Consider the following 13,019-nt stretch of genomic DNA (forward strand, 5'->3'; position numbering starts at 1 on the left):
AATGAATACGGATGCCGATAAAAATATAAAAAAAAGACCAGCCGTAACGACTGATCTTCTTTTAGATATAATGGGTTAGTATATAACGATGTGATTAGTTCAGCATTGGTACATCTATCAGCAAAAACTCTGCCGGTTTGATTACCTCAATACTTACTTTGTTATATTCAGATAACCCGATCGCATCACGTGTTGTTAATGTTTCTCCATCTATATTCAATTCACCACTGAGCAAAAACAGGTAGGTTCCCATGTTGGTGGCCTTAGCGGTAATGTCCAGTGTTTTGCCCGCTTCATATTTACCCAGCGTAAACCAGGCATCCTGGTTTAACCACAGGCCATTGGCTTCTTTATCCGGTGAAATCACCACCTGTAAAGCGTTTTCACGCGCGGCAGGATCAAATGTTTGCTGGTCGTAACGGGGCGTTACGTTCCTTTCTTTTGGAATTACCCAGATCTGCAGGAAACTCACTTCTTCCGTTTTAGATGCATTAAATTCAGAGTGCACTACACCTGTTCCGGCACTCATAATCTGTACATCATTTTTACGGATCACTTCTTTATTACCCGTGTTATCGCTATGGGCCAGTTCACCATCCAACACAATAGATACAATCTCCATATTATCATGCGGGTGGGCGCCAAAACCCATTCCGCCTTTTACGGCATCATCATTTAACACACGCAGTGCGCCAAAGTGGATCCTGTTAGGATCGTAGTAGTTAGCAAAGCTGAAAGTATGATGACTTTTCAGCCAACCATGATTGGCGTATCCCCTGGTATCTGCGCGATGAATAACTTTCTTCATAACTAAATCTCCTTTGTTTTAACACTACAAATATCGCTATAAACGAAGGGGGGAAGAATGGATCATATGTTGAAAAAAGTGGACAAAAAAATACGGATCTTTCTATACAGTAGCCGTTTAAAAAACGGCATGCATATGAAAAATCCGTAAAAGCTGTAACGATGCCTGGTAGCTATTTACACCAGTTTCGCATCTGTAGTAATAGTAGCATTCAGCACCTTGCTTACCGGGCAGTTAGCCTCAGCATCCGCTACAAATTCAGCGAATTTGGCAGCGTCCAGGCCCTCTACGCTGGCAGTTACTTCCAGGTGGCTGGTAGTAATAGCACCGTTATCTAAAGTAATAGTGCATTTGGTATCAATGTTACCGGGAGTAAAACCTGCGCCAGTGATCACAAAGCTCAGCTTCATGGTAAAACAACCGGCGTGGGCTGCTGCAATCAGTTCTTCAGGGTTAGTACCAATACCATCTTCAAAACGGCTGCTGAAAGAGTACTGGGTCTTGTTTAATACAGTTGACTGGGAAGTTAAAGTGCCTTTACCTTCTTTACCGGTACCTTGCCAATTGGCAGATGCAAATCTTTTCATGTTTAATTTTTTATTTTTTCCAGTTAGAAAAATCAGTGCGGAGGCCCAAATTACAAATTAATCGGCAATAAAAAACGCCGGAGCTTCCTGGAACGTAAAAGCACATAAAAAAAGCCGCACAGTTTCCTGCGCGGCTATACATGGTTCCTGTCAATTGATTCCTATATTCTTTCTATTAATATTGCTATAGCCTGTTACAGATCCTGACCTGCAACAGGCAAGTGCCATATTATTGTTGCTTTACCATTTGTACACTGGCCAACAGCTTTACTTCATCACTCAGCAATAATCCGCCGGTTTCAGTAGTAGCGTGGAAAGTAAGACCAAAATCTTTACGGTTAATTTTACCGCTCAGTTCAAATCCTGCTTTAGTCTGGCCATAAGGATCCACCACTTCGCCGCCAAACTCAACATTCAGCTCTACGGGGCGGGTATTATCCCGGATGGTTAAATCACCTACCAGTTTAAATGTATCTGCATCTATTTTCTTTACTTCTTTAGACACGAATGTGAGCTTTGGATACTTTTCTGCTTCAAAGAAATCTCCTGCCTGCAGGTGAGCATCACGCTGCGCATTCTGTGTGGAAATACTGTTGATGTCTGCTTCAAATGTGATATTGGCAGTGCTGAAATCATTATCAACAGTTTGCATGGTACCATCAAATTTGGCAAACTGACCGGTTACGGTCGTAATCATCAGGTGCTTGATTTTAAATTGTACATCACTGTGTGACGGATCAATTTTCCAGGTTGTCATATAGCTTTGTTTTTTTAGTATTATTAAATGTTTAATTAGTTTAAAACTCCCATTTTACCGGCGTTAAAATCATCTATCGCCGTTCTGATTTCATCTTCGGTATTCATCACAAACGGACCGTAAGCAAAAATGGGTTCATCAATCGGTTCGCCACTCAGCACCACCATAGCAGTGTCTTTCAGCGCGGTGATGATTACTTCGGTACCCTCTTTTTCAAAGAGAGCGGTTTCCACTCCTTTGAGTGACTGGCCATTCACATCAGCTTCTCCCTGGAATACGACGGCTGCCGTGTTAAAATTTTCCGGTATGCTTAAAGTGATTTTATCATCTTTTTTAAGATGAATATCATAAACATTCACTGGGGAAAAAGTACTGGCGGCGCCTTTCACACCATCATACTCACCTGCAATCACTCTCACATATCCTTCTGCACTTACCTTTACCACAGGAATTTCTGCTTTGGTAAGGTTCTGATAGGAGGGAGGATTATTTTTAAATGCTTTAGGAAGATTTACCCATAACTGGGCAAACTCCACCTTCCCGCCTTGTTTACTGAATGCTTCACTGTATTTTTCTTCATGTAAGATGCCGCTGGCAGCTGTCATCCACTGCACATCACCGGGAAACAACAAACCACGACTACCGGTAGAATCCCGGTGTTCCAGTTCGCCCTGGTATACGATGGTAACGGTTTCAAAGCCTTTGTGCGGATGTTCGCCAACACCTTTGGGTCTTACACTCGGTGGGATGTAATTGGGAGCTGCATAGTCCATCATGATAAAAGGACTGATCCTGTTACCTTCAGAACGGGTTCCGCCCGGTAAGGTGCTCTGCACCCTGAATCCATCGCCTACCATGTGTGGTGCGGCTGCAATTACGATCTGGCTTACATGTTTTTGTGTTTTCATATTATTTGCCTCCTTAAGACAACACAAAAGTACATGTTACAACATCGGTTAAGAATGGATAAAACACTCCTAGTGATGGACTTTTTTTAAAATTCCGGAAAATTCAGACGGAAGGGCCTACAGATGTGCGGGAAGCCTCTTTAAATTCAGAAGGGCTCTGGTTGGTATACTTCTTAAAAAAGCGGCTGAAGTAGTGCGGATCATCAAAACCCAGCTTATAGGCTATCTCTTTGGCGGTAAGGTCTGTATTGTACAAATACCGCTGCGCTTCCAGGATCACCCGGTTGCGGATATGTTCTCCGGCGGTAATACCGGATAATTGCTTGCTGATTTCATTCAGCAGCACGGGTTTGATATGTAAAAGGCCGGCGTAATCAGATACGGTTTTTAATTCCTGGTATTTTTCCTCTATCAGGTTTTTGAATTTCAGGAAGATGGAACTATTATGCGCTGCATGCTGTTCAGGGGTAATGGCTACATTTTCTCCCTTTATGCGGGAAGCCAATACCAGGAAATAACGCAGCAGGCCGTGCAGGGCCATTTCATATTCAGGTTCACGCAGGGTTAACTCCTTCATCATCAGGCGAACAATGGCGTCAATATCTTTCTCCTGTTCATCATCAATATGAATTACGCTGCTGAACTGGTTATTGAAAAACAACCCTGAATTGATGCCGGATACCTGCGTCTGATCCTTTAAACACATGAAAGCATCGCGGAAGGCGATCATGTATCCGTCTATTTTATCGGTTGCCTGCAGGTTATGCACCTGGCCGGGAGCCACAAAAAAAAGCGTGTTCTTTTTTACCTCATGCGTCACCGCATCAATGGTATGCAGCAGTTTACCTTTCTTAATCCAGTAAATGGTGTAGAAGTCGTGCCGGTGAGGTACGCCGATCTGATCAAAAAAAGAGTTACCTAATTCACAAAGACCAGACACCACAAATCCCGGATCTACATGTGAGTACTCCGGTAAGGAAACAATCCCGATATTTTCACGTTTCTCAGCCATCTATTAAGGTTCCTGCTGTTTCTTCCTCCCTTTCGGAAGGATCAATGTATTCAATAATAAAGTTATTCCTGCCTTCGCCCACCATAATCCCCATATGCTTCATTTGCACCAGTTCCAGCATACTGAGGAACAGGAAAATGGCATGCACACGGTCTTTACAGTGATCGAATATTTTTTCAAAAGATAAAGTACGCTCTGCTCGTGCCAGCTCTTCCATATACATCCTGGAGCCCTCCATTGTATAATCGTACTTGTATACCACGTGCTGGGGCTTGTTATCGCGTTCTTTCATGCGCTGAATCACCTTCTCAAAGGTTTTTGTCAGCTTGAAGAGTGTGAGGGTTTGCACTTCAGTACCTTCACTGGTCACTTCCCCGATTTCGGCCAGTTCCTTTGCAATATTTCCACGTTTTACAGACAGCATACGGTCTGCTTCCATTTCTGCCAGTTCCGCGGCCGCCAGCTTGTAACGCTTATATTCCAGGATTTTGTCTATCAGCTCCATCCGCGGATCAATTTCATTTCCCTGCTCATCCAGTTCCTTGCGCGGCAACAGCATCTTTGCTTTGATACGCATCAGGGTAGACACAAAGAGAATAAATTCACTGGCCAGCTCTATATTCAACGTTTCAATATGATGAATATAGTCCAGGAAATCCTGCGTGAGGGTATTGATAGGGATATTGTAGATATCCAGCTCATCACGTTCAATGAAGAACAGCAGCAGGTCGAAAGGACCTTCAAATTGCGGTAATTTGATCTTATAGACAGGTGCTTGTTCGCTCACGTAATGTTTTTAAAGATTTTTTATAAAAAGATATCGCACAATTGCCCGGAGTCATTAAATGCCCGGTTAGATAACCGGTTTCCTGTCTCCATGCCGCTGTGCGATATCAAAAATAACAAAATTCCGGCGAATCAGAACTTGGCAGCAAAGCCAATCCCGATCACCTGTTTTATCTGTAGCCGGGGACCCATCACACCGGTTTCTTTATTCTCAAATACTTTTACATCATCATCATATATCATATCTACGGTCAGCAGGGCAGAAATCCACTTGTTTACCTTCAGTTCCAATGCGTTGGTAAAAAACACGTCTATGTTCCCCGGGTTGTGCCTGTAATCGGAAAATAAATCCAGCCGGCCTTTATAAGTCATGTTTTTTGCAAAGGTCTTTATATAGTTGGCAGAGAGGTAAGCGCCTATTTCATATTTAAAATGCGACCCTGTATCCACTCCGTAAGCGCCCTGTTTAGAGAGTACGTCATCCATTACAAACACAAAACGGGAAGTAATTGGCGACAGGAATAAAGAAAATGAATTATCCGGTTTATAATCAAAACCCGGCGACACCAGCACGTAAGCAGGAGAGAAGAATTTTGAGGACAACTGCGGCGTAGTATCCGAAGGATACAAATAACCATTGGTGAACTGGGTACGTAAATTCACCAAACCGCTTAAATACCAGTTTTTGCCAATCTCATAGCCATATTTGGAAGTAAGGTCAATGCGGTCGTCATTTTTCCGTCCTCCCAAACTGGTGGTATTAATATAGCCATAAGCCAGGTCGGCGATGTTGTCCCAGGAATGTTTTCCTTTCTTATAAAACGCCCAGCCAAAAAGATTGGACCCGATAGAGAAAGCAAAATTATCACCGCCCGCAGCCCAGTTACTCAAGGATCCCTGGTTGATATTTACATTAATGTTCATCCCCTTTCTCCACAATTTGGGAATGGTGTCATTAGGGTCTTTTTTGATCTTACCGGCAGCTTCTTCTCTCGACTTCTTCATCCAGTCATTTTGCGCGTGTACCGCCGTAAACAGTAGCATACAGCAGGCAATGGATAAAGTAAATTTTTTCATCAATTTGTGTTTAAATGAGTACGTAATAAGTCACCCCACTTTTTCCGGAAGGAAAAATGGAATGGTAAGGGTATTTCTAAAAATTTTTATCTGGATTTTTTCAGTTCATCACGGATTTCCATGAGTAGTTTTTCCTGGGTAGACAGTTCAGCCGGGGCTGGGGCTTCTTCTTTTTTCTTGGTAAGCTTATTCATAAATTTCACCAGCAGGAAAATACAGAAGGCGATAATCAGGAAATCAATCACACTTTGTATAAAAGCGCCATAAGCAAATACCGCTATGCCTTTAGCTTTCGCATCAGCCAGTGTGGCCACGTCTCCCTTACTTGTGTCTAATACATAAAAGACGTCGTTAAAATTCTTTCCCCGGGTAAATAATCCGATGATAGGCATCAGGATATTATCTACCAGGGATGTAACAATCTTTCCAAACGCACCACCTATAATCACACCCACTGCAAGATCCATTACATTGCCTTTCATGGCAAACTCCTTAAACTCTTTGATGAACGACATAATGCAAGGTTTTTATTGGTTAAAATAAGTGAACAAAATTAAAGCATAATACCCGAACACGTTAATTATTAAGCTATTATTTCTTTAACCGGGGATATTTCATCTTTAATGATTTCAGTGTATCCCTCAACGTTAGCGCAATCAGGTATTCCTTATACCAGTTCTGATCTGCCGGAACAATCAGCCAGGGCACATAGTTACAGTGGTTAATTGCATCTTCATAAACATCCATATATTTATTCCACAGCTTTGATTCTGTCAGGTCATTTTCGTTATATTTCCACATCTTGCGGGGGTCTTCTGTCCGTTCTACAAGGCGTTGCTGCTGGGCTTCCTGTGATACATGCAGGTAACATTTTATGATGTGCGTATTATTATGAACCGTCAGCAATTTCTCAAAATCGTTGATGGCTTCCATCCGCTTAAAGGCCATCTTATCGTCGATCCACTTGTGTACGCGTTGTATAAGAATATCTTCGTAATGTGAGCGGTTAAACACCTGGATCATGCCTTTACCCGGCGCATGCTGATGTATCCTCCATAAAAAATCGTGTTCTGATTCCTCGGGGCTGGGTGCTTTGAAAGAGTGGACCGTGCAGCCCTGCGGATTTAAGGTACCGGTAACGTTTTTGATTACGCCGTCTTTCCCGCTGGCGTCCATTCCCTGTACTACCAGCAATACACAGTGTTTATGCTGTGCATACAGCAGGTTTTGGAGTTCATCCAGCTCCTCCAGAATTTCCCGGGTTACCGCCTTTATTGTTTCTTTATCCAGCTTTTTGGGAGCCGATGTACTGATAGCAGACAATTTGATTTTACCCATGTAGCGTATTCTTATAAATAAATTTAACAAAATCGGGACAGAAGTGTTGCGTTATCATGATTTATATTTTGCTGAATATGAAGGATACCTGCACCTTTGTACTCGAAAAACAACAGCTATGCACCAACGTTTCGCCCATTGGGGAGTGTTTCTCCTGTTATCACTCACATGGGGCAGCTCCTTTATATTGATGAAAATAGGCCTGGAATCATTTACTTCGTACCAGGTGGCCAGTTTAAGACTGGCGGCTGCCGGCGTAGCCCTCTCACCTTTTTTACCAAAGGCATTCAGGCAAACGCCCGTAAATAAGCTTCCCCTTATTATACTTTCCGGCATCCTGGGCAACGGTATCCCGGCTTTTCTATTTTGCCTTGCAGAAACAGAAATCGACAGCTCCCTGGCGGGTATCCTTAATGCCTTAACGCCGTTAATGGCCCTGCTTTCCGGTATCATTATCTTTAAAAGTCCATTTAAAAAAGCGCAGCTCACCGGCATTTTCGTAGGGCTGGCCGGGGTAGTATTACTGTTCGCTGCCAAAGGCATCAATACAAATGGCCACTGGTATTATGCGCTGCTGGTAATCCTGGCTACAGTAAGCTATGGCGTAAATATCAGCATGGTACATCATAAGCTGCAGGGCTTCAGTTCTCTGCAGCTGGGATCTCTGGCTATGTTCTTTTGTGCCGTGTTCACATTTCCGATTCTGTGGTACAGTAACTTCTTTCCACAGTTTTCCCAACCGGATGCGCCCTGGCGCTCACTTTCCGCAGGCCTGGTACTGGGTGTGATGGGAACCGGCGTGGCAGCTGTGCTCTTTTTCCTGCTCATCAAAAGAGCGGGGTCTATGCTGGCCTCTATGGTAGCATATGCGTTACCGTTAGTAGCCGTGGGATGGGGCTTGCTGGCACATGAAACAATTACCTTGATTCAGGTGGGAAGCATGGGCATTATTTTGTTGGGGGTGTATCTCGTAAACAGGGCCAACAGGGTGTCTACAGCAAAATAAGGCATGCTGCCCACCACTAAAAGGAGCGGAGATATTAACAGGATCGGTATCCGTTAATATCTCCGCTACAATATTTTCAGGCTATACTTTTTAAATAGCCATAATTTCTTTCTCTTTTACTTCGCAATGCTTATCGATCAGCGTAATGTGCTTGTCGGTTAATTGCTGGATATCGGCTTCCGCATCCTTGGCAGTATCTTCGCTTAAACCGTCTTTCTGTAACTTTTTAACTGCTTCAATAGCATCCCTGCGGATATTTCTGATGGCTACCTTTGCCTGTTCACCTTCGTTATTCACCTTTTTCACAAATTCTTTTCTGCGTTCTTCGGTTAATGGCGGAAGGAATAAACGGATGATAACCCCGTCGTTTTGAGGATTGAGACCAATATTAGATGCAATAATGGCTCTTTCAATAGGCTGCAGCATATTTTTTTCCCAGGGCTGAATGGTTAGGGTGCGGGCGTCTGCAATGCTTACATTAGCAACCTGGTTCAGTGCAGTTGGTGCACCATAATAGTCAACAAAAATACCATCCAGTATTTGCGGATTGGCTTTCCCGGCTCTGATTTTTGTAAGTTCCGATTCCAGGTGCCCGATAGCTTTCTTCATCGAGTCCGCTGCTTCATCAATGATAAGCGTTAGATCATCTTGCATAACATAAATAGTTAAGTGCGTGCAAACCTACAGGTTTTCTTTTAATCGTCAAAGTAACGCCCTGATAATGGAAGTAGAAATGCTTACAAATAACCACAACAAAAGGATTATTTATCTTGCAATACACCCTCTGTTGTAACACGCAATATTTTGGTGGCTTCTTTTGCTGTTGCCACTGCTGGCTGTATTACCGGCTCTGGAATAGCCTTCACCGCCAGTTTCTTCCGGCGTGCCAGGTACAATACCCCTGTAAAAAAGGTAGCAGAACCTATTACAACCATTAGCAGCCAGGTAGCGCCCATTCCCTGTAACACAAATGCACCAACGATATAGGTAGCATTGATTGCTACAGAAACCAGCGTGGTTTGCCTGTGATTGAGCTTCAGGTCCAGCAGGTAATGATGGATATGGTTCCTGTCGGCAGAGAAAGGAGATCTTCCCTGTAACATACGAACCGCAAATACGCGTAAGGTGTCAAATAAAGGTACGATCAGGATAGCAAATGCTACAGCTGGTGTAGCCCCGATAGGCATCTTACCGGCAGGATTGCCAGCCACATCAATAAATTTCAGTACCAGCACCGCATTTACCAGGCCTATCAGTAAGGATCCCGTATCTCCCATAAAAATACGGGCAGGAGAAATGTTATATATAAGGAAACTGGCTAATCCACCCGCCAATGCGAAGCCTATTACGGCATAAGTGATTTCACCCACATGCAGGAAATAAGCACCAAGCACGGCACTCACCAACAATCCGATGCTACCGGCATGGCCATCTACGCCGTCTATCAGATTGAAAGCATTGATTACCACAATAAAAGTAAAATAAGTCAGCATCAGGCTGATATTCGGAGGCATGGCATAAATTCCCATGAAGCCATACATGCTGGTTATCTGAAGATTGCCGAGGTAAATAATAGCGAAAGATGCCGCCAGCTGCCCGATTAATTTCTTTAACGGAGACAACCCTACGATATCATCCTTCATGCCCACCATGAAAATGATAAAGAACGCCGCCATCATGTATTGAAATGGCGAATTGGCTAACGCGGGTACGCAGATAGCCGTGGCAATTATAAATCCGGAGAAAAAACCGATTCCTCCCAGCGTTGGTATACGCTGTTTATGCGTCTTTCTTTCGTCCGGTTCGTCGTATAAGTGCTTTAATTCCGCCACTCTGATCAGTATTGGAATAGAAAAATAGGTAACAACAAAACTTAGGACGGTAGCAATTAATACATTCTCCATTAGTGGGGCTTAATTGTGCAAAGATATTAATTTCAACGAAATATGAAAAGAAACGTTAAAAAAATCAACTTTTTTAATACTTTGAGATCGCAAAAAAAACATTCAACAGCCACAAAATCTACGAAATTCTATTAGTTTTGCGGCACAAAAATTAACAACTATCATGCCACAGCTCAAAGATATTGCTACTCAGGTAAGGAGAGATATTGTACGGATGGTACATGGCGTTCAAAGCGGTCACCCCGGAGGTTCATTAGGTTGCGCCGACTTCCTGACTGCCTTGTATTTCAAGGTAATGGATCATAAACCGGAACCTTTTGATATGGATGGTAAAAACCAGGACCTGTTTTTCCTGTCCAATGGCCACATTTCCCCGGTGTTCTATAGCGCACTTGCCCGTTCCGGCTATTTCCCCGTACAGGAACTGAGCACTTTCCGTAAGCTGAACTCCCGCCTGCAAGGCCACCCTACCACCCATGAACACTTACCGGGCGTACGCATTGCTTCCGGCTCCCTGGGCCAGGGCATGAGTGTGGCAATCGGCGCTGCGCTTGCAAAAAAACTCAATAACGATAAAAACCTCGTATTCTCCCTGCACGGAGATGGCGAACTGGAAGAAGGACAAATCTGGGAATCTGTAATGTTTGCTCCTCATCATAAAGTAGATAACCTTATCATCACTGTTGATCTGAACGGTCAGCAAATTGATGGGACTACTGATGATGTTGCCGGCCTTGGCGACGTGGGCGCCAAATTCGAGGTATTCGGATGGCTCGTACTTCACATGAATGGTAATGATATGGATGATGTTGTTGCCACACTGGAAAAAGCTAAAAGCCTTACCGGTCAGGGTAAACCAATTGCCATCATCATGAAAACCGTTATGGGTCAGGGTGTTGACTTCATGGAAGGTCACCACGAATGGCACGGTATCGCCCCCAGCGACGACCAGCTGGCCAAAGCACTGGCTCAGTTACCGGAAACTTTAGGTGACTACTAATAGCAGTTACTCATTAAGATATTAAAAAAAGAGGCGCATGAATTCATGCGCCTCTTTTTTTTAATATCTTAATGAGTCCATATCAGGTTGCCTTCAAGGTAATCGCTTCCACCGCTGCCCTTCTCGCCGGATACCAGCTGGCAGCCACGCCTATCACAATAATCGTAACAAACACCAACCCAAAATCTGCCGCATGCATACTCACAGGGTATGAATCCACCAGGAAAGAAGTCCCCTCCAGCTTAATAATCCCAAAATGCTGCTGCAACAAACAAAAGGTGATTCCCAGCCCAAAGCCCAGCACCGTTCCAATACCGGCAATAATCAATCCTTCGGCCAGGAAAATGCGCATAATCAGCGACTTACGTGCTCCCATCGCCTTCAGGATCGTAATATCTTTCTGTTTTTCAATTACCAGCATATATAACGACCCAATCATGTTAAAAGCGGCAATGATCATAATAAAACTAAGTATCACATATACTGCCCACTTCTCTGTTTGCATGATGGCATATAGCGACTGATTCTGCTCATACCGGGTTTGCACCTTATACCGGCCGCCCAGCAACTTTTCCAGTTGCACTTTCAGCACATTATCGTTTATCCCTGCCCGTGTCCCGATTTCCAGCGACGACATCTCATCGGCCCCCATCTGCAACAGGCCCCGTAAAAATTCAATGTTTGTAATAACATACTTACTGTTGAACTCCTGCTGAATTGCAAAAGTTCCGGCGGGATATAAAACGCCGTTGTTCAGCGCATCCTCCGGGGTCACAAAAGCATTTACATTCCTGCGGGGAAGATATACGGTTACAGGTGCAATGCTATGCACCACATCCACGCCCAGCGCACCTTCCAGCTCCAATCCCAGCACTGCCCGGTAGGCCACACTGTCGCCGGTGTCAAAACGTCCGCGGATAATATTGCTTTTTACATCGGTAACATAGTTATAACTGCTGTCCACTCCCTTCAATACGGCAATCGTAGGCTCGTCACCGTAACGGAGTACTGCCTTCTCTTCAATTACCCGGGAGAAATGGGCTACACCCGGCACCGCTGCTATTTGCTGCAGCTGCGCAGGCGTAAGGATAATTGTTTTACCGGTAACCGGCGCAATTTTCACTGCAGGGTAAAAAGAGGAATAAAGGGATTTTACCAGGCCCTCAAAGCCATTGAACACGCTCAGTATCACAATCAGGGCGCCAGCGCCAACTGCAATTGCCACCACACTTACCCAGGCAATGATATTGATAGCATTGGTAGATTTTTTGGCCCGGAAGTAACGGGAAGCAAATTGCCAAACCATGTATTTGTAGAATTACGAATGAAGAATAAAGAATCCGTAACCCTTATTTCTTGCCATCCTTGATATTGGCGTCATCTTCCTTGATTTTCTTGAATAACTCTTCCATCTTAAACACGTAATCAAGTGTATCATCCAAAAAGAAGCTCAACTCGGGGATCCTGCGCAATTGTTTGCCTAATCCTATTCCCAGTAACTTCTTGATCTCACCCATTCTTTCCTTGATCCGCTCCAGCATCTCCGAAGGGGCTTTGATCTGGAACATACTCAGGTATACCTTCGCCTCCAGCAGGTCTGGGGTCATCTTCACGGCAGCAACAGATATCATTCCCCCTTCCACTACATTAAATCCCAACCGCTGAAAAATACCACTCAGCTCCTGCTGCACAAGTTGTCCTATTTGTTTCTGCCTTTTAGTTTCCTGCATCTCATTCAGTTTTAATCGTTAGTAAAACAGTCTGCGTACGATAATAACATAATTACCCCGCCCCGCCAAACCATAACCGGCTGCCAGCAGCCCGTCAGTTGCGAAA

At 44.1% G+C, this 13,019-nt stretch carries 15 protein-coding genes; 2 read left to right on the forward strand and 13 right to left on the reverse strand.

The window, feature by feature from the left end; translation table 11 throughout:
* Nucleotides 1–94 precede the first annotated feature (94 nt).
* From ACLHR0_RS29420 to ACLHR0_RS29460, 9 genes are all read right to left on the reverse strand, one after another.
* Entirely contained in the window at nucleotides 95–808 is a 714-nt protein-coding gene (locus ACLHR0_RS29420; protein WP_429043906.1) for a pirin family protein, read from the reverse strand.
* 176 nt (nucleotides 809–984) lie between these two features.
* Nucleotides 985–1,395, reverse strand: a complete 411-nt coding sequence (locus ACLHR0_RS29425; protein WP_079469807.1) for an OsmC family protein — start codon at nucleotides 1,393–1,395, stop codon at nucleotides 985–987.
* Nucleotides 1,396–1,624: 229 nt separating this feature from the next.
* Nucleotides 1,625–2,152, reverse strand: a complete 528-nt coding sequence (locus tag ACLHR0_RS29430; protein ID WP_079469810.1) for a YceI family protein — start codon at nucleotides 2,150–2,152, stop codon at nucleotides 1,625–1,627.
* Nucleotides 2,153–2,187: 35 nt separating this feature from the next.
* A complete protein-coding gene (locus tag ACLHR0_RS29435) occupies nucleotides 2,188–3,060 on the reverse strand; it encodes a pirin family protein (RefSeq protein ID WP_436491435.1) in 873 nt (290 codons plus the stop codon).
* A 103-nt stretch (nucleotides 3,061–3,163) separates the two neighbouring features.
* Nucleotides 3,164–4,072 carry a helix-turn-helix domain-containing protein gene (locus tag ACLHR0_RS29440; RefSeq protein ID WP_436491436.1) on the reverse strand — a complete coding sequence of 303 codons (909 nt, stop codon included), beginning with the start codon at nucleotides 4,070–4,072 and terminating at the stop codon, nucleotides 3,164–3,166.
* On the reverse strand, nucleotides 4,065–4,859 hold the full coding sequence (locus ACLHR0_RS29445; RefSeq protein WP_079469813.1) for a segregation and condensation protein A: 795 nt from the start codon (nucleotides 4,857–4,859) through the stop codon (nucleotides 4,065–4,067). Before ACLHR0_RS29445 ends, ACLHR0_RS29440 begins: the two co-directional genes overlap by 8 nt.
* 131 nt (nucleotides 4,860–4,990) lie before the next feature.
* Nucleotides 4,991–5,935 (reverse strand): DUF3078 domain-containing protein, encoded by a 945-nt coding sequence (locus ACLHR0_RS29450; protein ID WP_429043898.1) that lies wholly within the window; start codon nucleotides 5,933–5,935, stop codon nucleotides 4,991–4,993.
* Nucleotides 5,936–6,021: 86 nt separating this feature from the next.
* Entirely contained in the window at nucleotides 6,022–6,450 is a 429-nt protein-coding gene (mscL, locus tag ACLHR0_RS29455) for a large conductance mechanosensitive channel protein MscL (protein ID WP_370911252.1), read from the reverse strand.
* Nucleotides 6,451–6,526: 76 nt separating this feature from the next.
* Entirely contained in the window at nucleotides 6,527–7,273 is a 747-nt protein-coding gene (locus tag ACLHR0_RS29460; protein ID WP_436491437.1) for a PPK2 family polyphosphate kinase, read from the reverse strand.
* A gap of 118 nt (nucleotides 7,274–7,391) precedes the next feature.
* Here ACLHR0_RS29460 and ACLHR0_RS29465 point away from each other — a divergent pair, with 118 nt between their 5' ends.
* Nucleotides 7,392–8,279, forward strand: a complete 888-nt coding sequence (locus ACLHR0_RS29465) for a DMT family transporter (RefSeq protein ID WP_436491438.1) — start codon at nucleotides 7,392–7,394, stop codon at nucleotides 8,277–8,279.
* 90 nt (nucleotides 8,280–8,369) lie between these two features.
* On the opposite strand, the gene frr is transcribed toward ACLHR0_RS29465, so the two are convergent.
* Both frr and ACLHR0_RS29475 read right to left on the reverse strand, forming a co-directional pair.
* Nucleotides 8,370–8,933 (reverse strand): ribosome recycling factor, encoded by a 564-nt coding sequence (gene frr, locus ACLHR0_RS29470; RefSeq protein ID WP_370911255.1) that lies wholly within the window; start codon nucleotides 8,931–8,933, stop codon nucleotides 8,370–8,372.
* Nucleotides 8,934–9,040: 107 nt separating this feature from the next.
* On the reverse strand, nucleotides 9,041–10,183 hold the full coding sequence (locus ACLHR0_RS29475; RefSeq protein ID WP_370911256.1) for a glycosyltransferase family 4 protein: 1,143 nt from the start codon (nucleotides 10,181–10,183) through the stop codon (nucleotides 9,041–9,043).
* Nucleotides 10,184–10,346: 163 nt separating this feature from the next.
* On the opposite strand from ACLHR0_RS29475, the gene ACLHR0_RS29480 reads away from it, so the two are divergent.
* A complete protein-coding gene (locus ACLHR0_RS29480; RefSeq protein WP_429043889.1) occupies nucleotides 10,347–11,183 on the forward strand; it encodes a transketolase in 837 nt (278 codons plus the stop codon).
* Between the two features lie 82 nt (nucleotides 11,184–11,265).
* On the opposite strand, the gene ACLHR0_RS29485 is transcribed toward ACLHR0_RS29480, so the two are convergent.
* Together ACLHR0_RS29485 and rbfA are read right to left on the reverse strand one after the other, a co-directional pair.
* Nucleotides 11,266–12,489 carry an FtsX-like permease family protein gene (locus ACLHR0_RS29485; RefSeq protein ID WP_370909243.1) on the reverse strand — a complete coding sequence of 408 codons (1,224 nt, stop codon included), beginning with the start codon at nucleotides 12,487–12,489 and terminating at the stop codon, nucleotides 11,266–11,268.
* 43 nt (nucleotides 12,490–12,532) lie between these two features.
* Nucleotides 12,533–12,913, reverse strand: a complete 381-nt coding sequence (rbfA, locus tag ACLHR0_RS29490) for a 30S ribosome-binding factor RbfA (protein WP_370909242.1) — start codon at nucleotides 12,911–12,913, stop codon at nucleotides 12,533–12,535.
* Nucleotides 12,914–13,019: the final 106 nt, after the last annotated feature.

It is taken from the genome of Chitinophaga sp. ARDCPP14, from assembly GCF_051362515.1.
GTDB lineage: Bacteria > Bacteroidota > Bacteroidia > Chitinophagales > Chitinophagaceae > Chitinophaga.